The organism is Streptomyces sp. NBC_01465, from assembly GCF_036227325.1.
In the GTDB taxonomy this organism is placed as follows: Bacteria; Actinomycetota; Actinomycetes; order Streptomycetales; family Streptomycetaceae; genus Streptomyces.
On record NZ_CP109467.1, the window covers coordinates 5,354,367 to 5,375,812 of the forward strand.

Consider the following 21,446-nt stretch of genomic DNA (forward strand, 5'->3'; position numbering starts at 1 on the left):
CGGTCATTGCGTATCGCGCTCAGTGCTGTCTAACATCCGAGCCATCCAGTCGTCCAGTGCCCCAGGGAGCAGACCCCGTGACCGTGCAGCCCACCACAGCCGACACCGACGTCGTCTGCCTCGGCGAGTCCATGGTCACGTTCCTGCCCGCGCGCCCCGGCCGCCTCGCCGACGTGCCGTCCTTCGACCGCGCGATAGGCGGTGCGGAGTCCAATGTCGCGTGTGCCCTGGCGGCGGCGGGACATGCGGCGAAGTGGGTCAGCAGGGTCGGGGCCGACGGCTTCGGGGAGCACCTGGTCGAGGCGATCGGGGCGTACGGCGTGGACGTGAGCGCGGTCGGCCGTGACGCGTCGCGCCCCACCGGCATCTACTTCCGTACGGCGGACGACCGCGAGGCGGCGGACCACGAGGTGCTCTACTACCGGGCGGGCTCGGCGGCGTCGGCGATGTCGCCGCGGACGGTCCCGTACGAGGACCTGCGCGCGGCCCGGATCCTGCACCTGTCGGGGATCACGGCGGCGCTGTCGGACGACTGCCTGGAACTGATGCGGGAGTTGATGACGCGGGGTCCTGGTCGCCCCCTGGTGTCTTTTGACGTGAACTACCGCCCGGGGCTGTGGCGTTCGGGCCAGGGCCCCGAGGTGCTGCTGGAACTGGCGCGGGGTGCGGACCTGGTCTTCGTGGGTGAGGACGAGGCGGAGGGCGCGTGGGGTCTGCATGGCGCAGAGGCGATCCGGGAGGCGCTCCCGGAGCCGGCGACGCTGGTGGTGAAGCGAGGTTCGGCCGGAGCGACGGTGTTCACCCGTACCGGGGCGGACCTCCTCCGGGGCTCCGCCCCGGACCCCGCTCCTCAATCGCCGGAGGGGCTGGATTTTGCCGGTGAGGGCTTGCACGTGCGGGTGCAAACGGCCCGCGCAGAAACGGCCCGCGTGCAAATCCCCGCGAACAATCTGCCGCGCAATGCAAGCGCGCACCAGGCACATTCAGCCCGTCCGGCGATTGAGGACGAGCGGCCGGAGGCCGCGTCAGGGGGTCCGGGGGCAACGCCCCAGGTTTCGGGAAGGGGCGGGGTCGGGGACATGGCTCCGCGCAGCGGCGGCGCAGACCGCGCCCCGGCGCAGACCGGCGTCGCCGAAACCGCCCCCGCCGCGCAGACCCGCGTCACCGACAGCGTCACCGACGTCCCCGCCCTCCGCGTGGACGTCGTCGCCCCCGTCGGTGCCGGCGACGCCTTCGCCGCCGGGTTTCTCTCCGGCACCCTCCGCGGACTCCCCGTACGCGACCGCGTACGCCACGGTCACCTCATGGCCGCCGCCGCCCTCACCACCCCCGCCGACCTCGCCGCCCCGCCCTCCCGCGCCCACGCCGACCGGCTTGTCGCCCTCGACGACGCCGCCTGGGGGACACTTCGTCTCGGCCCCGGCTGGACGACGACCTCGCCGCAGGCCGCCGAGGAGGTACGTACCCCATGAGCCAGACCGTCGACAGGGCGCTCTCGATCCTGCCCCTGCTCGCCCGCGGCCCCGCCGACCTCGGCCAGGTCGCGACGAGCCTGGACGTGCACAAGTCCACCGCCCTGCGCCTGCTGCGCACCCTCCACGAGCACGGCCTCGTCTACCGCCAGCAGGACCAGCGCTACCGCCTGGGCGCCCGCCTGTTCGCCCTCGCGCAGGAGGCCGTCGAGAACCTCGACGTGCGCGAGATCGCCCACCCCCACCTCACCGCCCTCAACGAGCAGGTCGGCCACACGGTCCACCTTGCCGTGTACGAGGAGAACGAGGTCCTCTACATCGACAAGGTGGAGAGCCGCTACCCGGTCCGGATGTACTCGCGCATCGGCAAACCCGTCGCGATCACCGTCGCCGCCGTGGCCAAACTCCTCCTCGCCGACCTCCCCGAGCCCGAGCGGCGCGCCATCGCCGAACGGCTCGACTACCCCACCTACACGGCCCGTTCGACCCCGAACGCGGGCGCCTTCCTCAAGGAGCTCAGCGTCGTACGCGAACAGGGCTGGGCCACCGACCTCGGCGGCCACGAGGAGTCCATCAACTGCATCGGGGCCCCCATCAGGGGCGCCGACGGCCGGGTGGTGGCAGCGATGTCGATGTCGGCGCCGAACGTCGTCGTCACGGCGGAGGAACTCCTCACCCTGCTCCCGCTCGTACGCCGTACCGCGGACGCGATCAGCGGCGAGTACTCCGGCAGGACACCCGCACAGACAACCCCCAACACCCCCAAGGGATCAGTCGCATGACCGAGAAGACCGCTCTCACCCCCTCCACCCACACCGCCCCGCCCGCGAAGTTCTCGCACGGCGTCCGCAAGGGCAATATCCTGCAGGTCGCAGGACAGGTCGGCTTCCTGCCGGCCGTCGAGGGCCAGGCCCCGACCCCCGCGGGCCCGACCCTGCGCGAGCAGACCCTCCAGACCTTCGCCAACGTCAAGGCGATCCTGGAGGAGGGCGGCGCGAGCTGGGACGACGTGATGATGATGCGCGTCTACCTCACGGACACCGCGCACTTCGCCGAGCTCAACGAGATCTACAACGCGTACTTCGAGGAGCAGAACCTGAAGGCCCCGGCCTCGGCCCGCACCACGGTCTACGTCGGTCTCCCCGCCGGCCTGCTCATCGAGATCGACGCGCTGGCCGTACTCGGCTAAAGCAGCCGGCCAGCGTCCACCCGCCCCACCACACGGCGAAACCCGAGTGAGTCTCTTAAACCCGCACCAGCACGCGCACCCCCACGGCACGGCGCCCACCCGCTCCTCTGCGGCGCCGTGCCGTGATCCCCCCATGCCCGAATGCACCACGGAAACAATGGAGTTCACCGCATGATGCTCGCCGCAGCAGCCCCCGCAGTCCCCCCGCCAACCCCGCACACCGGCGGTCTGCTCCCCCTCATCGGCGGTACGACGGGCCTGCTCCTCGTCGCCGCGCTCGGCATAGCCCTGCTGCTCGTCCTGATCATCAAGGTCAGGATCCAGCCGTTCGTGGCCCTCCTCGCCGTCTCCATAGCCGTCGGCCTCGGCGCCGGTCTCTCCGTCACCGAACTCTTCGGCACGGTCCAGAAGTCCACCGCCACCTCGGTCATCGAAACCGGCATGGGCGGCACCCTCGGCCATATCGCGATCATCATCGGCCTCGGCACGATGCTCGGCGCGATCCTCGAAGTCTCCGGCGGCGCCGAGACGTTGAGCGCCCGCCTCCTCAACCTCTTCGGCGAGAAGCGCGCCCCGCTCGCGATGGGCCTCACCGGCCTCATCTTCGGTATCCCGGTCTTCTTCGACGTCGGCATCTTCGTGCTGGCGCCCATCGTGTACGCGGCCACCAAGCGCTCCGGCAAGTCGATCGTCCTGTACGCGATGCCGCTGCTCGCCGGCCTCTCCATGACCCACGCGTTCCTGCCCCCGCACCCGGGCCCGGTCGCCGCGGCGGCGCTGTTCCACGTGTCGCTCGGCTGGGTCATCCTGATGGGCATCTCGGTCGGTATCCCGGCGCTGCTCTGCGCCTGGGTCTACGCCTCCTGGATCGGCAAGCGCCTCTTCGTTGAGGTCCCGCAGGACATGCTCGACGCCTCCGAGGAGGCCAAGGCGGCGGTCCTGGCCGAGCGTACGGCGCAGGGCGTGAAGTCCCAGGAGGAGCCGGTCTCGCTCACCGCGGTCCTGGCCATCATCGGCACCCCGCTGATCCTGATCCTGCTCGCGACGTTCTCCTCGATCGCGCTCGACCCGTCGACGTTCCGCTCGGTGATCGAGTTCTTCGGCCACCCGTTCGTTGCGCTGACCATCGCGCTGTTCCTCGCGTACTACCTGCTCGGCATCCGCCGCGGCTGGTCGCGCAAGTCCCTGGAGCAGGTCTCCACGGCGTCCCTCAAGCCGGTCGGCAACATCCTGCTCGTCGTCGGCGCGGGCGGTGTCTTCGGTGCGGTCCTCAAGGCGTCGGGCATCGCGGACGCCCTCGCCAAGACCTTCAACGACGTGGGCCTGCCGGTCATCCTGCTCGCCTGGCTGATCTCCGTCGTGCTGCGCGTCGCGCAGGGTTCGGCGACGGTCGCGATCGTCACCACGGCCGGCATCGTCGTCCCCCTCGTCGAGGGCCAGGACCTCTCGCAGGCCCACCTCGCGCTGATCATCATGGCGATCTCGGCGGGCTCGATCTTCGCCTCGCACGTCAACGACGGCGGCTTCTGGATGGTCTCGAAGTACTTCGGCATCACGGAGCGGGACACCCTGAAGTCCTGGACGGTCCTGGAGACGGTCCTGTCGGTCGCGGGCTTCGCAGTCGCGGCACTGCTCAGCCTGGTGATCTAGCCAGTAACCACGATGGAGGGGCGCCCGGAGGTCAACTCCGGGCGCCCCTCGGTCCGTTCAGTCCGTCGCGCGTACGCGGGCGATGGCCTGCGGGGTCAGCTCCGCGGCCAGCGCCTCCAGGGTGGCGACGAGTGCGGCGACCCGCTCGGGGTCGTCGGTGTCGAGGGCGGTGGCGAGGACCGAGTCGACGGAGGCCGCCCGTACCTCCTCGACCCGGTCCGAGACAGAGGGCGCCGGATTGACCAGCATCCGGCGGCGGTCGGCGGGGTCGGGCTCGGTCACGACGGCGCCGGCGGTACGCAGCCGGGCGACGGACGCCGAGACCGCGCTCTGCGGCAGCCCGGTGCGGGCGGCGATCTCGCCCACCGCGCTGCCGGGGTTCTGCCGTGCGTCGCCGGCCACGATCATCACGGTGCGGACGCTGGTGGTGTGCTTGCCGATGCCTTCGGTGGGCAGCGCGGCCTCGCCGATCTTCATCAGGGTGCGGCCAAGGAGGAACAGCTCGACTGCGTTCATGGGGCCGAGATTACATCAAGAATGATGTATCTGACTTGATACTGTGGCGCCATGGAGAACTCAGGGCAGCAGTACCCCCCACCCCCGGCACACCCGCCGCAGGGCTTCGGCCCGCCGCCCGCTGTTTTCCCCACCCAGCAACCGCAGCAGCCGCAGCAGCATTTCCAGCCACAACAGCCGTTCCAACCCCAGCAGCCGCAGCAGCCCCAAGCCCCGTCCCCCCACCCGGACTTCCTCGCCGCCGACCGCCGCCAGGCGATCGTCGTCGACGCCGAAGGAGTCTCCTTCGAGCACCAGGGCCAGACCGCGGACTTCCCCTGGCACCACATCCAGACCGTCCACTACAAGGCGGGCCCCGTGGGCACCGTCCTGATGGTCGCCGTGGTCCTGCCCGACGGACGCTTCTTCGAGGGGTCGGTCTCGGCCCGCAATGCGGCCATGCTCCACGAGTGGTTCACCGAGATCGCCCCGGTCATCGGCTACTACCTGGGCTCCCGCGGCCAATAAGGCACTCTTCCCTCCTCTGCCGCACATGCGCTAACAATGCGCATGTCAAAACCGAAAGAACTTCGGTCACAGAGGGGACCCCCCATGAAAAAGCCTCTCGTCGGTGCCCTGCTGTCACTCCTCCTCCTGGGAGTTGCAGCAGCACCCGCGACAGCGGCGGCAGCCACAAGCAGCCCCGCACCCGCAGCCAAAGCCGCACCCGCAGCCAAAGCCGCACCCGCGGCCCAAGCCGCACCCGCAGTCAAGGCGGTCGACTTCGCCGGCACGGTCGCGCTCAGCAACTGTTCCGGCTCCGTGATCCGCATGCCCGACTCGCAGTCGACCGACCCCGCCCTCGTGCTCTCCAACGGCCACTGCCTGGAGACCGGCTTCCCGGCCGCGGGCGAGGTCATCGTCGACCGCCCCTCCACCCGCACCTTCTCGCTCCTGAACGGCGCGGGCACCAAGGTCGCCACGCTCCGGGCGAGCAAGATCGCGTACGGGACGATGACGGACACCGACATCTCCCTGTACGAACTGACCTCCACCTACGCCCAGATCCAGAGCTCCTACGGCATCAAGGCCCTGGAACTCAACGCCGCCCACCCCACGCAGGGCAGCGCCATCAAGGTGGTCTCCGGCTACTGGAAGCGCACGTACAGCTGCAGCATCGACGGCTTCGTCTACCGCCTCAAGGAGGGCGACTGGACCTGGAAGGACTCGGTCCGCTACACCTCCGCCTGCCAGACCATCGGCGGCACCTCGGGCTCCCCGGTGATCGACACGACGACCGGCAAGGTCGTCGCCGTCAACAACACGGGCAATGAGGACGGCGCGCGCTGCACGGAGAACAACCCGTGCGAGGTCGCCGCGGACGGCACGGTCACCGTCCGCAAGGGCATCAACTACGCGCAGGAGACGTACGGAATCGTCGCCTGCGTCGGCATCGGCAACAAGATCGACCTGACCCGCGCGGGCTGCACGCTGCCCAAGCCGTAGCCGTAGCGGATGCACAGCAGCGCCCGCCGGGGGAGCGGCGGGCGCTGCGTATCTGCGGCGGTGCGGCGGTGCGGTGGTTGCGGTGTTACGGCAGGGCGTGGACGTGCGGCCCGACCGCGTTGGACCAGGCGTTGCCCGACGAGGCGTCCCAGTTGGTCGACCAGGTCATCGCGCCGCGCAGACCCGGGTAGGTCTTCGAGGGCTTGAAGGAACCGCAGCTCGTGCCCTTGGCGAGGCAGTCGAGCGCCGCGTTCACGACCGACGGCGAGACGTAGCCGCTGCCTGCGCCGCTCGTCGAGGCCGGCACGCCGATCCCGACCTGCGAGGGGGCGAGGCCGCCCTCCAGCTGGATGCAGGCGAGCGCGGTGAGGAAGTCCACCGAACCCTGGCTGTAGACCTTGCCGTCGCAGCCGAGCATCGAACCGCTGTTGTAGTACTGCATGTTGACGACGGTCAGGATGTCCTTCACGGCCAGTGCGGTCTTGAAGTACTCGCCCGAGGTCGACTGCATGTCGATGGTCTGCGGCGCCATGGTGAGGACGAAGCCCGAACCGGCCTTGCTGGCCAGGGACTTGAGCGCCTGCGACATGTAGGTGGAGTTGAGGCCGTTCTCCAGGTCGATGTCGACGCCGTTGAAGCCGTACGTCTGCATCAGGGAGTAGACGGAGTTGGCGAAGTTCGTCGCGGAGGCGGAGTCGCTCACGCTGATCGTGCCGTTCTGGCCGCCGATGGAGATGACGACGGACTTGCCCGCGGCCTGCTTGGCGGCGATGTCGGCCTTGAACTGGGCGACGGTGTAGCCGTTCAGGCCCGCCGAGTCGAGCGTGAAGGAGACCGCGCCGGGCGTGGTCGTCGCGTCGGCGAAGGAGACGGCGATGATGTCGTACGCGGACGGGACGTCACTGATCTTCTGGACCGTGGCGCCGTTGTTGAAGTTCTGCCAGTAGCCGGTGACCGCGTGCTTGGGGACGGACCCGGCGGGCGGCGTCACCGTCGAGCTGGGGGTGGGTGTCGGCGTGGGGGTCGGGGTGGGGGTCGACGGGTTGGACGTGGAGGCGGTGGGGGTCGGTGTCGGGTCCGTACCGCCGCCGCCGTCGGGGCCGCTGACCGTGATGTCGTCCGCGTAGTACGCGCCCTGGCCGTACCAGCCGTGGGTGTAGATCGTGACCGACTTCGTCGAGGCGCCGGTCTTGAAGGAGGTGGAGAGCTGCGTCCAGCCCGTGGCCCCCGGGGTCCAGGTGGACACGTCGGTGGTGCCGGTGCCGGAGGCGCCGAGGTAGACGTAGTTCCCCTGCACCCAACCACTCATCGTGTACGTGGAGTTGGGCTGCACGGCGACCGTCTGCGAGCACTGCGCGTTGTCCGACGAGGACGCGGCGCCCTTCAGCGCCGAGGACCCGCCGTGCACGGGCGAGGTGACGACCGATCCGGTGCCGCCCGTACAGGTCCAGCCGGTCAGGCCGGACTCGAAGCCGGCGTTCTTGGCGACGTTGATGTCGGCGGCCGAGGCGTTGGTGGCCATCGCGGTGAGGGATGCGGCGCCCGCGGCGACGAGCGCGGTCGCCACGCCTATCCAGGATTTACGGAGAAGGAGGGAGCGGGGAGATCGGTGCGGTCTGGGTGCTCGGTCCACGTGGTGCCTCCGGGGGTGGGGGAGTGAGCGGGGCGGGGGAGGAGACGGTGGCCACCGTTGCTGGTACAAGCTGGTCCAGACCAATTGAGTTGTCAAGACCTCTGGAGGGCGGACATCCGCATCGCGGAATCGAACGCCCCGATCCGTCCAAGATCCAATGAATATTGCCCGGTTGGGGGTTCTTGCTCCGGCCTGCCTGGATACAGTGCTGTTGCTGGAGACACACACCGTGAACGGGGGAACACAACGTGCCAACCGCGATAGCCGTGACAAGCCCCGATCTCGTACTGCCACCCCCTGACCACCACACCCCGCTCGCGGCGGTCCTCCAGCCCCCGGCGGCCCAGTCGCTCGAAGGCTCGCTCGCCGAGATGCACACGCTGCTCGAACAGCATGGGTACGTGGTCGTCGTCTATCCGAACTCCCTCGCGCCCGGGGCGGTTCACCGCCTCCACACCGTGCGCTCGGTCCTGGAGAGCGACCGCATCGCCCTGCTCCCGATGGAGCTGCCGCCGCTCGCGGTGGCCGTTCTCGTACGCCAGCTGCGCCAGCTCTCCCTCTGCGACTTCAGCCCGGGGGTCATCGCGTCCGCGGCCCGTTTGCTCTCGCACTACATCTACGCGGGCGCGCTGCTGGCCTCCGTGACGAAGCTCGACCGCGTACCGGTGACGCTCAAGGCGCACGCCAAGTCCTGGGTGCCGGGCTCACAGTTCGCGGTACTGACAGCACCAACACCCCACCTCCTGAAGCTGACTTCACACCCGACCGACGCCCTCCCGGGCCCGGGATTCGGCACGCACATGCTGGTGGCCCGAGGCCAGCTCCAGTCCGAGTGGGTGGGTGAGACCCTCGCCCCCTCCTGGCACGTACAGGGCCTGCTGGAGACCGCGCTCCCGGCGGATTCGGCGGGCTGGTGGGGCACGCCCAAGCTCATCGAATTCGCATCAGCGATCTCCGACATCTCCGTCCTCTACCAACTGGTGGCTTCGGTACGGCGCGAGACCTGCCACTGGTGCGGCCTCCAACTCATAGGCGACCGCTGCGGATTCTGCTCGTCCCCGCTTCTGCAGCAATCGGCGCCGACACCCCCACCCGCACAGCGCCCCACGAACCAGAAACGGGTGGCGGGGGCGCTCACCACCGGCTCGACGTAACCGCGCACGTGCACCACCCCGCTCCTGTCCGTTGATCCAGACCCCCAACGTTCCTGAACGAGGTAGTACGCAAGTGAACTCACGCCAGCGCCGCGGCATCATCCTGCTGCTCCTCTCCGTCCTCTGCGCCTTCGCGGCCTTCGCCGGCGTCCTGGCCGTGATACGCGACGTGAACTCCAAGGTCGGCCCCGAGGTGACGGCGTACCGCCTCAAGAACGACATCGCCCCGTACAAACAGCTCGACCCGTCGGACTTCGAGCAGACGAAGATGCCGAAGCGCTGGCTCTCGGAGAACGCGGTCACCAACCTCTCCCAGATCAGAGGCAAGATCGCGGTCACCCAGCTCAAATCGGGCTCGCTCCTCCAGTCCGACATGATCGTCGACCAGCCCGAACTCAAGCCGGGCGAACAGGAGATCGCGATCATGATCGACGCGGCGACGGGTGTCGCGGGCAAGATCACTCCCGGTTCGACGGTCAACATCTACGCGACGTTCGCGGGCGACAACAAAACAAAGCCCAACACCTCAGAGGTGATCGTCTCGAACGCCAGGGTCCTGGACGTAGGGAAACTGACCGCCCTGGACGCGAACAACACCAACAACAGAACCCGCACCGCCACCGAGGCCGTCCCGATCACCTTCGCGCTCGGCACGCTCGACTCCCAGCGCGTCGCGTACGCGGAGTCCTTCGCGACCCATGTCCGCCTGGCGCTGGTGGCCCCCGGGGAAGCTCCGACCGTCCCGCCGGGCGACCGCCGCTACACCCTAGACGGCGACAAGTAAGGGAAGAGGAGGGCCCGTTGTGACGATCCGAATCCTCCCGGCGGTCGGCGACCTGGACGCCGCCCGCTCCATGACGACGCTCCTCAGCCAGCTCCCGGACGCGGAACCGTACGCACCGGTGGTCGACTCCACGTCCCTCCTGGACATGCTGGCGCGCCTCGCGTCGGAGTCGATCGACGAACTCCCCGAGGTGGTCCTGGTCCACGAACGGATTGGCCCGGCCCCGGCGTTGGAGCTGATCCGCGAGGTGGCTCTGCGCTTCCCGGCGTGCGGGGTCGTCCTGATCACGTCGGACGCGGGCCCCATGCTCTACACGGCGGCGATGGACTCGGGCGCGCGCGGCCTGGTCGGACTCCCGCTCGGGTACGAGGAGTTGTCGGCCCGCGTCCAGAACGCGGCTTCCTGGGCAACGGGCGTACGCCGCCACCTGGGCGGCTCGGCGGAGGTGATGGGCGGCGGCCCGGGCGGCACGGTGGTGACGGTGTCCGGCGCGAAGGGCGGGGTCGGAGCGACGCTCACGGCGGTCCAACTGGCCCTGGCGGCAGCGGCGTCGGGCCGGACAGTGGCGCTGGTGGACCTGGACCTGCAGTCGGGCGACGTGGCGTCGTACCTGGACGTCCAGTTCCGCCGCTCGATCGTGGACCTGGCGGGCATCGCGGACATTTCCCCGAGGGTCCTCCAGGACGCGGTGTACGCCCACTCCACGGGCATCGGCCTGCTGCTCGCGCCGGGCGACGGGGAGCGGGGCGAGGAGGTCACGGACCGGGTGGCACGGCAGGTGGTGTCGTCGCTCCGTAACCGCTACGAGGTGGTGGTCGTCGACTGCGGTACGCAGATGAACGGCGCCAACGCGGCAGCGATCGAGATGGCGGACCGGGCGCTGCTCCTGGTGACCCCGGACGTGGTGGCGGTGCGGGCGGCGAAGCGGATGGTCCGGATGTGGGACCGCCTGCAGATCCGCAAGGCGGAGGAGACCACGACACTGGTCAACCGCGCCTCCCGCCAGACGGAGATCCAGCCGCCGCTGGTGGAGAGGATCACGGGCACAAAGGTGGCGAGGACCTCAATCCCTGCCGCCTTCAAGGAACTTCAGTCGGCGGTGGACGCGGGCCGCATGCAGGACCTGGACGCGCGCTCGACGGTGAAACAGGCGCTGTGGGCACTGGCGGGTGAACTGGAACTGACGAGATCGACGGCGGTGGCTCCCGCGAAGGGGACGGGCCTGGCGCTGCGGAGGAGGGGCGGGGACCGGGGCGCGGCGATGATCGAGTTCGCGGGGATGGCGCCGCTGATCATCTTCGTACTGGTGGCGATGTGGCAGTGCGTGCTGTGGGGATACACGTTCTCGCTGGCGGGCAACGCGGCGGACGAGGCGTCGCGGGCGGCGACGGCGGCGGCGACGTCGGGGGAGAGCACGGAGGCGGCCTGCCAACAGGCGGCGGTCAAACGCCTGCCGGCGAGCTGGCGGGGCGCGGCGACGGCGACGTGCACGCTGGACGGCACGGTGTGGCGGGCCAAGGTTCACCTGGAGACGCCGATCCTGTTCCCGGGGGCGGGCAACTTCCCGTGGAAGGTGGACGGGGACGCGGCCGCGGCGGCGGAGGGGGGTGCGGAGTGACGCGGACCAGGGTCAGGTCCGGCCCCCGCCCGGTAGGCGACCTTCGGCCGCCTGTCCTCAATCGCCGGACGGGCTGGAGGTCCGACACAGGTACCTCCATCCTCGAATTCACCGGCTTCCTCCCGATCCTCCTCTTCGTAGCGATGGCAGCCATCCAGCTCGGCCTCATCGGCTACGCAGCCAACCAGGCCGGCACCGCAGCCCGCACAGCCGCCCGCAGCGAATCCCTCACCCCCGGCTCGGGCGGAACCGCAGGCAAGTCGGCGGTCAGCGGCTGGCTCAGCGACGACACCATCGTCAAGATCAACGACGCCGGCGACACCGTGAAAGCGACGGCCACCGTCACAGTCCCCTCCGTACTCCCCGGAGTGAACCCCTTCGGCCCGATCACCCGCACCGTGACGATGCCCAAGGACGACGACCAGGACGGCGGAGTCGGAGGAGGAACCCCATGAGCCTGCGTTCCCGTATGGTCACCACCCCCGAGGAGCACGCCCAGACGGCCCGCGAGGACGGCCCCCTGGTAGCCACCTACCGCGCGAAACTCCTCGAAGAGATCGACCTCGCGGAGATGTCCTCCCTCGCCGCAGCCGAACGCCGCGCCCGCCTGGAACGCGTACTGGGCCACATCATCAGCCGCGAGGGCCCGGTCCTCTCCACCTCGGAACGCGCCCAACTGATACGCCGAGTAGTGGACGAAGCCCTCGGCCTAGGAGTCCTCGAACCCCTCCTCGAAGACGCCTCGATCACCGAAATCATGGTGAACGGCCCAGACGCGATCTTCGTAGAACGAGCAGGCCGAGTAGAACAACTCCCCCTCCGATTCGCCTCCACAGAACAACTCATGCAGACGATCGAACGCATCGTCTCCACGGTCAACCGCCGCGTAGACGAGTCGAACCCCATGGTCGACGCCCGCCTCCCCTCCGGCGAGCGCGTCAACGTGATCATCCCGCCGCTCTCCCTCACGGGCCCCACCCTCACGATCCGCCGCTTCCCCCGCGCGTACCGCCTCACCGAACTGATCAACCTCGGCACCCTGGACGAACAACTACTCCTCCTCCTCTCCGCGTTCGTAAGAGCCCGCTTCAACGTGATCGTCAGCGGCGGAACAGGCAGTGGCAAAACAACCCTCCTCAACGCGCTCTCGGGCCTGATCCCCGACCAGGAACGCATCATCACGGTCGAGGACGCAGCCGAGCTCCAGCTGCAACAAGCGCACGTGATCCGCCTGGAGACCCGCCCGGCAAACGTAGAAGGAAAGGGCCAGATCACCATCCGCGACCTGGTCCGCAACTCGCTCCGTATGCGCCCGGACCGGATCATCGTCGGTGAGGTCCGAGGCGGCGAGACGCTCGACATGCTCCAGGCGATGTCGACGGGCCACGACGGTTCGCTCGCGACGGTCCACTCCAACAGCGCCGAGGACGCGCTGATGCGGCTCCAGACGCTGGGCTCGATGTCGGAGGTGGAGATCCCCTTCGAGGCACTGCGCGACCAGATCAACAGCGCGGTGGACGTACTGGTCCAGCTGACGCGCCACGCGGACGGCTCGCGCAAGATCAGCGAGCTGGCGATCCTCACGTCGCACGGCCGCGAGCAGTTCCAGATCGCGACGGTCTCCCGCTTCAGGGCGCGCCCGATGTCGGCGGACAGGGTGGTGCACGGCGAGTTCGAGCACCTTCCGCTCCCACGCAGGGTCGCGGAACGCCTGTACCTGGCGAACGAGCCGATCCCCCCGGCGTTCGGAGTGGCGGACGAACTGACACCCCTCCAACTCCGGGAGGCGCGATGACCCCCGGCCCACGCACGCCCACCCACGACCACCCCCGGGAGGAGACCCCGTGACGACCCCAGCCCTGATCGCCATCGCCGCCACCCTGGCCTGCGCAGCCCTGGCCATCGCAGGCCTCCTCACGTACACGCGAGGCAAGTCCCAGCACGCCGAGCTGGAGAAACGCCTCGCGATCACCACCGGCCACACCCCACCCGGCACCCGCACGCGCCACTTCACCACCGTCGACACCCGCCTCCGCCGCACCGCCCTCGGCAAGCGCATCCAGCAGCGCATCAACGCGACCGGCCTGGACCTCACCCCCGGTGAGTTCTTCGTCTACGCACTGCTCGCCACCGGAGTCCTCTGGGCCGTGGCCGCCGCCTTCCTGGCCCCCTTCTTCGGCCCGGTGGCAGCGCTCATCGCCCTCTGGGCGGCCAACACCTTCCTCAACTGGCAGCGCCAGAAGCGCATCGAGGCCTTCATCAACCAGCTCCCCGAGCTGGCCCGCATCCTCGCCAACGCGACCGCCGCCGGCCTCGCACTCCGTACGGCCCTCTCCATGGCGGCGGACGAACTGGAAGCCCCCGCAGGCGAAGAGCTCGCCACGGTCGCCAACCAACTCGCCCTAGGCCGCTCCATCGACGAGGCCCTCACCGAACTCGCCGACCGCCTCCCCTCCCGCGAGCTGGTCGTCCTCGTCACGACCCTCGTCCTCTCCAACCGCGCGGGCGGCACGGTCGTCGCCTCCCTCCGCAACCTCACGACCACCCTGGAGGAGCGCAAGGAAACCCGCCGCGAGGTGATCACGATGCTCTCCGAGGTGAACGCCACCGCGTACACGCTGCCGCTGCTCGGCCTCGGCGCGATGGTGATGCTGAACTCGATGGCACCAGGCAGCCTCGCGCGCATGACGGGCTCAACGATCGGTCAGATAGCGGTAGTTGTGTCGATAGCGCTCTACGTGGTCGGCTTCATAGCGATGCGCCGCCTCGGCAAGATCGAGGTCTGAGAGCGATGACAGGACTCCTCCTAGCAGCGCTCTTCGGCCTCTCCCTGGTCGGCATCTTCCTCGGCATCCGCATGTACCGCGCCGAAGCCAAGATCCCCGAGGACCTCGCGATCGCGCTCGAAGTCGGCTCCACCCGTGTGAAGGGCCTGGAGGCAGCGATCGACCGCGCGGGCATGCGCTTCGCCCCGTCGGTCCTCAAAACCATGGGCCCGAAACAGGTCGAGAAGAAGCGCCGCCGCATCGACATGGCGGGCAACCCCGGCGGCCTCACCATCGACCGTTACGCGGCCCGGCGCGCCGTCTTCGGCATCTTCGGCGGCCTCGCGGGCTTCGCGCTCCTCACCAACGGCATGATGATCTTCGCGCTCGTAGCCCTGGCCTACGGAGCCTTCGCGGCGGACGCCACCATCTGGCAGGCGATCCGCAACCGCAAGCAGACGATCGAGCGCACGCTCCCGGACTTCCTCGACGTCCTCGCCGTCGTCGTCTCCGCGGGCCTCAACTTCCGCCAGGCGCTGGAACGGGTGTCGGAGAAGTACGCGGGCCCCTGGGCCGACGAACTCCGCATCACACTGCGCCAGATGGACATGGGCGTCAGCCGCCGCCAGGCCTTCGACGAACTGCGCCGCCGCAACGAGTCCGAGCAGGTCTCGCAGTTCGTGACGGCGCTCCAGCAGGGCGAGGAACTGGGCGCGCCGATCGCGGACACCCTGATCCAGATCGCCACGGACATGCGCCGTACGGACGCCCAGAACTCCCGCCGCAGGGCGGCGAAAGCGATCCCGAAAACCACCATGGTCACGCTGATCTCGATGGTCCCGGCGACTCTGATCCTGATCGTGGCGAACATGTTCCTCGGCTCGGACACCGACTTCGGCCAACTCTTCGGCAACTGAACTGAACTGAACTGAACTGAGGGGAGGGGAGGGCAGCGATGGACCGTAGGAGTGTTGTGCCCACCACTCTGCTCCAGGGCGGCCCGGCCCACGCGGACCCGCCCCCCGCGTCCGCGTTCGAGGACGACGCCCCCGCGCCCAGCCTCCCGATCCAGATCAACGCCCTGCAGGCACTCTGCCGCCAGGTCTTCGGCTTCAGGCTGGCCCTGATCGTGATCGGCACCCCCCTGGCCCTGGACAGAGCGGGCGGCCGCGTAGGCCCCTGGCTGGTAGGCGCAGCCATCGTCTTCAGCCTGGTCGGCTCGTACGCGATGCTCAGGGACTGGGAGATCTTCGGCCCGCTCCTGATCAAGTACCGCTCCCTGATGGCCCTGGACTTCATCTTCGGCTCGGTCCTCCTGCTCACCGCGTCCCCGGACTCCACCCTCGGTTACGCCACCGTCTGCACCCCTCTCCTCGCCGGCCTGCTCTACGGCTGGCGCGGCGCCGGCATCTTCACGCTGATCCAGATCCTCCTGCTGGCCGCCGCGTTCTCCGCCTGGCGCGAGAGCATGGAGGGCCCCGCCTCGACGCTGCTCCTCACGGGCTTCTGCATCGCGGCGGGCATCATCGGGGTCACCCTCCGCAACCTGATGTTCCGCTTCGGTACGGCAACGCAGGCCCTCTCCGAAGCGACGGCCCGCCTGGCGGTGAACGACGCCGTGGAAGAGGAACGCGCCCGCCTGGCCCGCGAGATGCACGACTCGGTGGCCAAGACGCTCCACGGCCTGGCCCTGTCGGCGGAGAGCCTCGCCCAGTCCGCCGACCGCATGGACCCGCTCACGGTGAAACACCAGGCCGGCATGGTCGCCCGCTCGGCGCGCCGCGCGGCGGCGGAGTCCCGCGAGATCCTCTCGGACCTCCGCCGAAAGGCGGACTACGACACAGGCGGAGTGGAAGTAGCAGCAGAACTCTCCTCCCGGGTAAGGGACTTCGCGACACGCACACAGATCCCCACGGACTTCATCCCGGTCGGCGACGCCCCGGCCCCCGCCCTCCCGCACGCGGTGGCCCGCCAGCTCCTCACGATCGCGACGGAGGCCCTGGAGAACGCCCACCGCCACGCCCGCGCGACCCGGATCACGGTGGAGATCGGCATCATCGCCACCGACCTCCACCTCTCGGTCCTGGACAACGGATCAGGCCTGCCGCGCGGTACCACCCTCGACGACCTCCGCCGCGCGGGCCACTTCGGCCTGGTGGGGATGGTCGAGCGCGCGGCAGGGATAGGGGCCCGGATCCGTATCGGCAGGGGAAGGAGCGAGGGCGGTACGGAGGTCCGCGTCGACCTCCCAACGGCAGCTCTGGGCCCATCAGTTCACTCACCCACGGAAAGGGGAGCGGCCAGTGCCTGACGAGAGCTCCTACCACGTGTCCCAGCACACCCACTCCCACACCTTCGAACCCCGCTCCGAACACACCCCACTGGGAGCCCCGGCTCCACCGCCCTCCCCGTCGGCGCTGCGGATCGTGATCGCCGACGACAACCCGGTCGTACGGGCAGGCCTGACCGCCCTCCTGGACGCCCGAGACGACATCCAGGTGGTGGCAGAGGCGTCGGACGGCCGCCAGGCGCTGACGCAGACGGAGCAACACCGGCCGGACGTCGTGCTGTTGGACGTACGGATGCCGGGGGTGGACGGCATCTCGGCGCTTCCGTACCTGGTGCGGATCGCACCGGTGATGATGCTGACGTACAGCAGGGAGAGCGAGATCGTGCAGGAGGCGCTGCGGCTGGGCGCGGGGGGCTACTTGGTGCACGGCGAGTTCACGGCGGACGAACTGGTGGGCGCGGTACGGGACATCAAGGCGGGCCGGGCCCACTTCTCGGCGTCGGCACAGGACGCGCTGCTGGCGCACGTACGGGGGACGACGGGGGAGGTGGGGCTGCCGGAGGGGCTGGGGGCGGTGTACGCGGCGGCGACTCCATACAAGGGAACCAGCAGAACCCCCGAAACGTCTTCGCAAATGCAACCAGTTGTGGGACAGTCTCGGCAGAGGCTTCCACAACATGTGCACAACAGGCGTGACTTCGGGCTGAGTTCGAGGGAGGTGGAGGTGATGAACCTGATCGCGTCGGGCATGAACAACCAGCAGATCGCCGCCACCTGCTTCATCAGCGAGAAGACGGTCAAGAACCACATCAACCGCATCTTCGCGAAACTGCACGCGGTGAGCCGGAGCGAGGCCATAGCGGTGTGGCTGGGGACGGCGGGCCGTCATGGGTGACGTTGTTCTTTGGGCCCGGAGTTGGGCCCGTGGACCCTCTGCCGGAGGGGCTGCTTCCGCGTACGTTGCGAGGCGTACGGGGGCGACCGCACAGTCTCAGTCATCCAGAGGGGCACATCACCATGGCGAAGAGGGACATCAGGCTGACGGCGATCACCCGGACGCAGATCGCGGTGCGGGGGTGGCGCGACACGGTGGTGACGCGGATGCGGGGGCGGGCAGCCGATGGTGGGGCGAGCGTGGTGGAGTACGGCGGGCTGCTGGTGATTGTGGCGCTGATTGTGGTGGCGGTTCGGGGGTTGGGGTTGCAGGACACAATCTCTTCAGCGATCAGCACTGCGGTCGGGAACATCACTGGCGGATGAGAGGCGTCCGTCTGCGGGATGACCGAGGGCAGACCATCCCCATCTACGTTGTCGTGGTGGGGAGTCTGCTCTTTCTCGCGTTTGCGTACTTCGCGTTTGCTCAGGCAGCGGTCGCTCGCAACGGGGCACAGTCGGCTGCAGATGCATCTGCATTGGCGGCAGCTCAGGATGTGCGGGACGAGCTTGCCGACGGATTTCTCAACTCCTTGGACAATCAAGATGATTGGGTCAAGTGGCTCCTGATGGAGCAACCGGTTCATGGGACGGGAGAGGCCGCGGCCTCCCAACTCGCTGGCGACAACGACGCGACGCTCGATGGGCTGGCGCCGACCACGGTCGCGGGGTACCCAGCATTCAGGGCCAGCATCACGACGAACTACACCGCGGGTAAGTCGATCCTTCCCGTGACCTCCAAGAGCCATGCCAAGGCCCATGCCGTCGCGGTCATCGAACCTCGCTGCTCTGTGACACCAGGCAACGATACGGATTTCATCGAATTCACTTGTGGCGACGACCCGCCCTGGAAGATCGACCCGAAGCACCTCGACGACCTTGCGCTGCCCGAGGCGAAGGACCTGTTCTCGGTACACCTGGCTGAGTGAGTGGGAGAGATGAGCATGCGGCACACCATGAAGGCCCGCAGGGCGTTGACCGCTGTGGCGATCACGAGTGGCTTGGCCCTCTTGGTGGTCGGTTGCGGTGGTGATGGTGGAGACAAGAAGGGGAAGTCGACCGCATCGACTCCTGTGACGCACAAGACGGAGAGCGGCGACAAGGCTCAGGAGTCCGTGACCCCGCAGCCAGACGAGGTTCTGGCGCAGGTGAAGGGGGGCGACAGTGTGACGATCACCATCAACTCGGCAGTACGAGACTCCGGCGGCTTCGTCACGATCAGTGGCAAGGTGATGAACGGCGCCAACAAGGCTTGGAACCCTGCTTCGTGGTCGGGGGACGAGAAAGAGCTGGTCAACAACTCCGCATCGATGGCCGGTGCTTCCTTGGTCGACATGACAGGTAAGAAGAAGTACCTCATTCTTCGCGACACTGACGGCCGTTGCCTCTGCACTAAGTTCACAGGCGGCTTCCAGGCAAACTCCGAAAAGCCCTTCTACGCCCAGTTCCCCGCCCCACCCGCCAGCACAAAGTCCGTCGAGTTCCAGATCGCCGACATGCCCCCCGCCACCATCGACATCACCGACGGCGAGTGACCCGATGCGACCACCTCACGCCCGCCACCTGTCCGTAGCGGCCCTGACCACAGCCCTACTCCTCACAACCCCCACCCTCGCCCACGCAGACGGCCCCACCCCCAGCACGCCCCCCGGCGGAACCACATCCTCCCCGGCCCCCACGATCAGCCCCACAGCCCCCAACCTCAAGCTGGGCGACGGCGCCACCCTCGCGCCCTCCCGGATCATCGACATCAAGTCCGTAGTCGAAGACCTGGGCGGCGAGGAACGCCGCTCCGACACCCCCTCCGACACCACCTTCGCCCTCCAGGCGGAAGTCCTGTTCCCCAAGAACAGCGCCAAGCTCAACCCCGCCGCCGCTGCCCGCATCAAGGACATCGCCACCGAGATCGGAGCCCAACACGCCACCAACGTCCGCGTGTTCGGCTTCACCGACGACCTCGGCTCCTACGAACACGGCAAGGTCCTCTCCAAGCAGCGAGCCGACGCCGTCCAGCAGGAACTCACGAAGTCCCTCCCCGGCGCCTCCTCCATCACCTTCCAGATCCGCGGCTACAGCGAGGACTACCCCATCGCCTCCAACGCAACGGAAGAGGGCCGTAAGAAGAACCGCCGAGTGGAGGTCTCCTTCCCGCGTACAGCCAGTAACTGACGGGCGGTCAACGCTTCGTCTCGTACCGGGTCAGGATCACGCCACACGGAAGCGTCCGCGTCTCCACCAAGTTCAGGTTCACCCAGTTGTCCAGCGCGGTGAAGAACGGCGTGCCGCCGCCCACCAGGACCGGCGCGGTGGCCAGTACGTACTCGTCGATCAGCCCGGCCCGCATGGCGGCCCCGGCGAACGTCGCGCCGCCGATGTCCATCGGGCCGCCGTCCTCGGCCTTGAGCCGGGTGATCTCGGCGACCGCGTCGCCGGTGACCAGGCGGGTGTTCCAGTCGACCTTGTCGATCGTCGAGGAGAACACCACCTTCGACATGTCCCGCCAGCGGCGCGCGAACTCCCTCTCCGCCGGGGTGGCGTCGGGCTGCTGGTCGCCGGTCGGCCAGTAGGAGCTCATCGTCTGCCACAACTTGCGCCCGTACAGCGTCAGTTCGGTCGCCTCCAACTGGTCGGACCAGAACTGGAACATCTCGTCGCTCGGTACGCTCCAGCCGATGTCGTCGCCGGGCGCGGCGATGTAGCCGTCCAGGGACAGGTTCATGCCGTAGATCAGTTTCCGCATGGCGCCGGCCTTCCGTGAGTAGGTCTCATGTGTACGGACCGACGCGGTGCAGGGAACTCATCGGCGATGAGACTCCGCATCACCAAAGGTGACCTGCAGCGAAGAAACGAGCGCCTCGGTGAGCTGGAACTGCTGCGAGCTGTTGATGACAACTCCCTCCAGCCGGTGCACTCCTCGCACCCCGGAGAGGTCGTTGTCGCGCAGGTCGCAACCCCGGTAGTACCCGTCGTCGAACTCCGTCTGCCGCAGCGTGCAGCCGTCGAAGACCGCGTGCCGCAGATCGCATCCGGCGAACGTCGCCTCGGTCAGCACGCACCCGGAGAACACCACGCGGCCGGCGGTCCGCAGCCGGTTGAAGGCGGCGAAGTCGAGCCGGCAGTTCTCGAAGAGGAGATGGTCGGCGGTCACGTCGTCGAACGTGGCCCCCATGAGCTTGCAGCCCCGGAACACGGAACGCGCGATCTTCCCCTTGCTCCATTCGAGTGTCCCGAGCGAGCAGTCCTCGAATGCGACGGACTCGGCCCTGACCCCGCTGAAGTACGTACGGGCCGTATGCAGCCCGGTGACGCGGCCCGTGTGCAGATGGGTCCGGTCAAGGCTGAGATCCCGCATCTGTGCCTCCGCGCACCGGAACCCCAGGACGGTGCCGCGACCCGTGTCGAGCGACGCGATCTGGGACAGCTCGACGCCGGGCCCGGCCAGTTTGGGCGGGCTCACACGAGTACGGGGATCCGCTTCGGAGTACACAGCCCCATCGTCGTGCGGGGCGGCCCGGCACGCGACGCGGGTGTCAGTGGAGCGTCACCGGGCCGGGGTCGGCTGGGTGAGGTTCACCGGGTTGCCGTCCGGATCCTTGATGTGCGCGACGCGCTGCCCCCACGGCATGTCGGTGGGGCCGCCGCTGACGGAGCCGCCCAGCGCCTCGACCCGGCCGAGTGTCTCGTCGACGTCGTCGACACCGATGCTGAGCAGCATCCGCGGTGCGGCCTCGGTATCCGCGTCCTTCTTGGCCACGAGCCCGAGGTCGGTGTCGCCGATGCGCAGCCCGAGGTAGAAGGCGGGGCCCTTCTCCGGCCTCCGGAAGATCTCCTCGGCGCCGAACAACTTCGTATAGAAGCCGAGTAGCACGTCATGGCGGGCGGTGAGGATCACTGGCTGGATGGTGGACATGGCACTCCTGTCGAGAACGGTCCGGTCACTGGGCAGACCGTTCAACG

The 21,446-nt window shown here is 68.6% G+C and carries 24 protein-coding genes; 19 read left to right on the top strand and 5 right to left on the bottom strand.

Going from position 1 to position 21,446, the window contains the following annotated elements:
• Nucleotides 1-77: 77 nt before the first annotated feature.
• From OG707_RS25260 to OG707_RS25275, 4 genes are all read left to right on the top strand, one after another.
• Nucleotides 78-1,472: a sugar kinase gene (locus OG707_RS25260; RefSeq protein ID WP_329122057.1), complete on the top strand. Its 1,395-nt coding sequence runs from the start codon at nucleotides 78-80 to the stop codon at nucleotides 1,470-1,472.
• Nucleotides 1,469-2,254, top strand: coding sequence for an IclR family transcriptional regulator (locus OG707_RS25265; protein WP_329122059.1), 786 nt, complete (start codon nucleotides 1,469-1,471; stop codon nucleotides 2,252-2,254). The genes OG707_RS25260 and OG707_RS25265 overlap by 4 nt, the downstream gene beginning before the upstream one ends.
• Nucleotides 2,251-2,661, top strand: a complete 411-nt coding sequence (locus OG707_RS25270) for a RidA family protein (protein WP_329122061.1) — start codon at nucleotides 2,251-2,253, stop codon at nucleotides 2,659-2,661. The genes OG707_RS25265 and OG707_RS25270 overlap by 4 nt, the downstream gene beginning before the upstream one ends.
• A 171-nt stretch (nucleotides 2,662-2,832) precedes the next feature.
• Entirely contained in the window at nucleotides 2,833-4,311 is a 1,479-nt protein-coding gene (locus OG707_RS25275) for a GntP family permease (RefSeq protein WP_329122063.1), read from the top strand.
• 57 nt (nucleotides 4,312-4,368) lie between these two features.
• On the opposite strand, the gene OG707_RS25280 is transcribed toward OG707_RS25275, so the two are convergent.
• Nucleotides 4,369-4,827, bottom strand: a complete 459-nt coding sequence (locus OG707_RS25280; RefSeq protein ID WP_329122065.1) for a MarR family winged helix-turn-helix transcriptional regulator — start codon at nucleotides 4,825-4,827, stop codon at nucleotides 4,369-4,371.
• A 51-nt stretch (nucleotides 4,828-4,878) separates the two neighbouring features.
• On the opposite strand from OG707_RS25280, the gene OG707_RS25285 reads away from it, so the two are divergent.
• Both OG707_RS25285 and OG707_RS25290 read left to right on the top strand, forming a co-directional pair.
• Nucleotides 4,879-5,334, top strand: coding sequence for a hypothetical protein (locus OG707_RS25285; RefSeq protein WP_329122067.1), 456 nt, complete (start codon nucleotides 4,879-4,881; stop codon nucleotides 5,332-5,334).
• Nucleotides 5,335-5,418: 84 nt separating this feature from the next.
• A complete protein-coding gene (locus OG707_RS25290) occupies nucleotides 5,419-6,312 on the top strand; it encodes a S1 family peptidase (RefSeq protein WP_329122069.1) in 894 nt (297 codons plus the stop codon).
• A gap of 85 nt (nucleotides 6,313-6,397) precedes the next feature.
• On the opposite strand, the gene OG707_RS25295 is transcribed toward OG707_RS25290, so the two are convergent.
• Nucleotides 6,398-7,945, bottom strand: coding sequence for a chitinase (locus tag OG707_RS25295; protein ID WP_443071386.1), 1,548 nt, complete (start codon nucleotides 7,943-7,945; stop codon nucleotides 6,398-6,400).
• A gap of 248 nt (nucleotides 7,946-8,193) precedes the next feature.
• On the opposite strand from OG707_RS25295, the gene OG707_RS25300 reads away from it, so the two are divergent.
• From OG707_RS25300 to OG707_RS25360, 13 genes are all read left to right on the top strand, one after another.
• Nucleotides 8,194-9,099, top strand: coding sequence for a hypothetical protein (locus OG707_RS25300; RefSeq protein WP_329122073.1), 906 nt, complete (start codon nucleotides 8,194-8,196; stop codon nucleotides 9,097-9,099).
• Nucleotides 9,100-9,172: 73 nt separating this feature from the next.
• Nucleotides 9,173-9,883 (top strand): Flp pilus assembly protein CpaB, encoded by a 711-nt coding sequence (gene cpaB / locus OG707_RS25305; protein ID WP_329122075.1) that lies wholly within the window; start codon nucleotides 9,173-9,175, stop codon nucleotides 9,881-9,883.
• Between the two features lie 19 nt (nucleotides 9,884-9,902).
• Nucleotides 9,903-11,501, top strand: a complete 1,599-nt coding sequence (locus OG707_RS25310) for an AAA family ATPase (RefSeq protein ID WP_329122077.1) — start codon at nucleotides 9,903-9,905, stop codon at nucleotides 11,499-11,501.
• A gap of 143 nt (nucleotides 11,502-11,644) precedes the next feature.
• Nucleotides 11,645-11,956, top strand: a complete 312-nt coding sequence (locus tag OG707_RS25315) for a hypothetical protein (RefSeq protein WP_329122079.1) — start codon at nucleotides 11,645-11,647, stop codon at nucleotides 11,954-11,956.
• On the top strand, nucleotides 11,953-13,296 hold the full coding sequence (locus OG707_RS25320) for a CpaF family protein (protein ID WP_329122081.1): 1,344 nt from the start codon (nucleotides 11,953-11,955) through the stop codon (nucleotides 13,294-13,296). The genes OG707_RS25315 and OG707_RS25320 overlap by 4 nt, the downstream gene beginning before the upstream one ends.
• Before the next feature lie 49 nt (nucleotides 13,297-13,345).
• A complete protein-coding gene (locus tag OG707_RS25325) occupies nucleotides 13,346-14,287 on the top strand; it encodes a type II secretion system F family protein (RefSeq protein ID WP_329122083.1) in 942 nt (313 codons plus the stop codon).
• 5 nt (nucleotides 14,288-14,292) lie between these two features.
• Nucleotides 14,293-15,183 (top strand): DUF5936 domain-containing protein, encoded by an 891-nt coding sequence (locus OG707_RS25330; RefSeq protein WP_329122085.1) that lies wholly within the window; start codon nucleotides 14,293-14,295, stop codon nucleotides 15,181-15,183.
• Nucleotides 15,184-15,239: 56 nt separating this feature from the next.
• Nucleotides 15,240-16,577, top strand: a complete 1,338-nt coding sequence (locus tag OG707_RS25335; protein ID WP_329122088.1) for a sensor histidine kinase — start codon at nucleotides 15,240-15,242, stop codon at nucleotides 16,575-16,577.
• A complete protein-coding gene (locus OG707_RS25340; RefSeq protein WP_443071387.1) occupies nucleotides 16,570-17,451 on the top strand; it encodes a response regulator in 882 nt (293 codons plus the stop codon). The genes OG707_RS25335 and OG707_RS25340 overlap by 8 nt, the downstream gene beginning before the upstream one ends.
• A 122-nt stretch (nucleotides 17,452-17,573) precedes the next feature.
• Nucleotides 17,574-17,816, top strand: coding sequence for a hypothetical protein (locus OG707_RS25345; RefSeq protein WP_329122090.1), 243 nt, complete (start codon nucleotides 17,574-17,576; stop codon nucleotides 17,814-17,816).
• Nucleotides 17,813-18,418, top strand: a complete 606-nt coding sequence (locus OG707_RS25350) for a pilus assembly protein TadG-related protein (RefSeq protein WP_329122092.1) — start codon at nucleotides 17,813-17,815, stop codon at nucleotides 18,416-18,418. The genes OG707_RS25345 and OG707_RS25350 overlap by 4 nt, the downstream gene beginning before the upstream one ends.
• 15 nt (nucleotides 18,419-18,433) lie before the next feature.
• Nucleotides 18,434-19,024, top strand: coding sequence for a hypothetical protein (locus OG707_RS25355; protein ID WP_329122094.1), 591 nt, complete (start codon nucleotides 18,434-18,436; stop codon nucleotides 19,022-19,024).
• A gap of 4 nt (nucleotides 19,025-19,028) precedes the next feature.
• Complete coding sequence (locus OG707_RS25360) at nucleotides 19,029-19,658, top strand: OmpA family protein (protein ID WP_329122097.1); 630 nt, start codon at nucleotides 19,029-19,031, stop codon at nucleotides 19,656-19,658.
• Between the two features lie 7 nt (nucleotides 19,659-19,665).
• Here the strand turns inward: OG707_RS25360 and OG707_RS25365 are convergent, their stop codons facing one another.
• From OG707_RS25365 to OG707_RS25375, 3 genes are all read right to left on the bottom strand, one after another.
• Nucleotides 19,666-20,229, bottom strand: a complete 564-nt coding sequence (locus tag OG707_RS25365) for a dihydrofolate reductase family protein (protein ID WP_329122099.1) — start codon at nucleotides 20,227-20,229, stop codon at nucleotides 19,666-19,668.
• A gap of 57 nt (nucleotides 20,230-20,286) precedes the next feature.
• Entirely contained in the window at nucleotides 20,287-20,946 is a 660-nt protein-coding gene (locus tag OG707_RS25370) for a pentapeptide repeat-containing protein (protein WP_329122101.1), read from the bottom strand.
• A gap of 84 nt (nucleotides 20,947-21,030) precedes the next feature.
• On the bottom strand, nucleotides 21,031-21,399 hold the full coding sequence (locus tag OG707_RS25375; protein ID WP_329122103.1) for a VOC family protein: 369 nt from the start codon (nucleotides 21,397-21,399) through the stop codon (nucleotides 21,031-21,033).
• Nucleotides 21,400-21,446: the final 47 nt, after the last annotated feature.

What these genes read in the sequence shown, in the direction of transcription:
- OG707_RS25280 (WP_329122065.1), bottom strand. Translation starts at nt 4,827, where the DNA reads ATGAACGCAGTCGAGCTGTTCCTCCTTGGCCGCACCCTGATGAAGATC.
- OG707_RS25375 (WP_329122103.1), bottom strand. Translation starts at nt 21,399, where the DNA reads ATGTCCACCATCCAGCCAGTGATCCTCACCGCCCGCCATGACGTGCTA.
- OG707_RS25365 (WP_329122099.1), bottom strand. Translation starts at nt 20,229, where the DNA reads ATGCGGAAACTGATCTACGGCATGAACCTGTCCCTGGACGGCTACATC.
- OG707_RS25270 (WP_329122061.1), top strand. Translation starts at nt 2,251, where the DNA reads ATGACCGAGAAGACCGCTCTCACCCCCTCCACCCACACCGCCCCGCCC.
- OG707_RS25320 (WP_329122081.1), top strand. Translation starts at nt 11,953, where the DNA reads ATGAGCCTGCGTTCCCGTATGGTCACCACCCCCGAGGAGCACGCCCAG.
- OG707_RS25355 (WP_329122094.1), top strand. Translation starts at nt 18,434, where the DNA reads ATGCGGCACACCATGAAGGCCCGCAGGGCGTTGACCGCTGTGGCGATC.
- OG707_RS25275 (WP_329122063.1), top strand. Translation starts at nt 2,833, where the DNA reads ATGATGCTCGCCGCAGCAGCCCCCGCAGTCCCCCCGCCAACCCCGCAC.
- OG707_RS25285 (WP_329122067.1), top strand. Translation starts at nt 4,879, where the DNA reads ATGGAGAACTCAGGGCAGCAGTACCCCCCACCCCCGGCACACCCGCCG.
- OG707_RS25290 (WP_329122069.1), top strand. Translation starts at nt 5,419, where the DNA reads ATGAAAAAGCCTCTCGTCGGTGCCCTGCTGTCACTCCTCCTCCTGGGA.
- OG707_RS25345 (WP_329122090.1), top strand. Translation starts at nt 17,574, where the DNA reads ATGGCGAAGAGGGACATCAGGCTGACGGCGATCACCCGGACGCAGATC.
- OG707_RS25330 (WP_329122085.1), top strand. Translation starts at nt 14,293, where the DNA reads ATGACAGGACTCCTCCTAGCAGCGCTCTTCGGCCTCTCCCTGGTCGGC.
- OG707_RS25315 (WP_329122079.1), top strand. Translation starts at nt 11,645, where the DNA reads ATGGCAGCCATCCAGCTCGGCCTCATCGGCTACGCAGCCAACCAGGCC.
- OG707_RS25360 (WP_329122097.1), top strand. Translation starts at nt 19,029, where the DNA reads ATGCGACCACCTCACGCCCGCCACCTGTCCGTAGCGGCCCTGACCACA.
- OG707_RS25350 (WP_329122092.1), top strand. Translation starts at nt 17,813, where the DNA reads ATGAGAGGCGTCCGTCTGCGGGATGACCGAGGGCAGACCATCCCCATC.
- OG707_RS25265 (WP_329122059.1), top strand. Translation starts at nt 1,469, where the DNA reads ATGAGCCAGACCGTCGACAGGGCGCTCTCGATCCTGCCCCTGCTCGCC.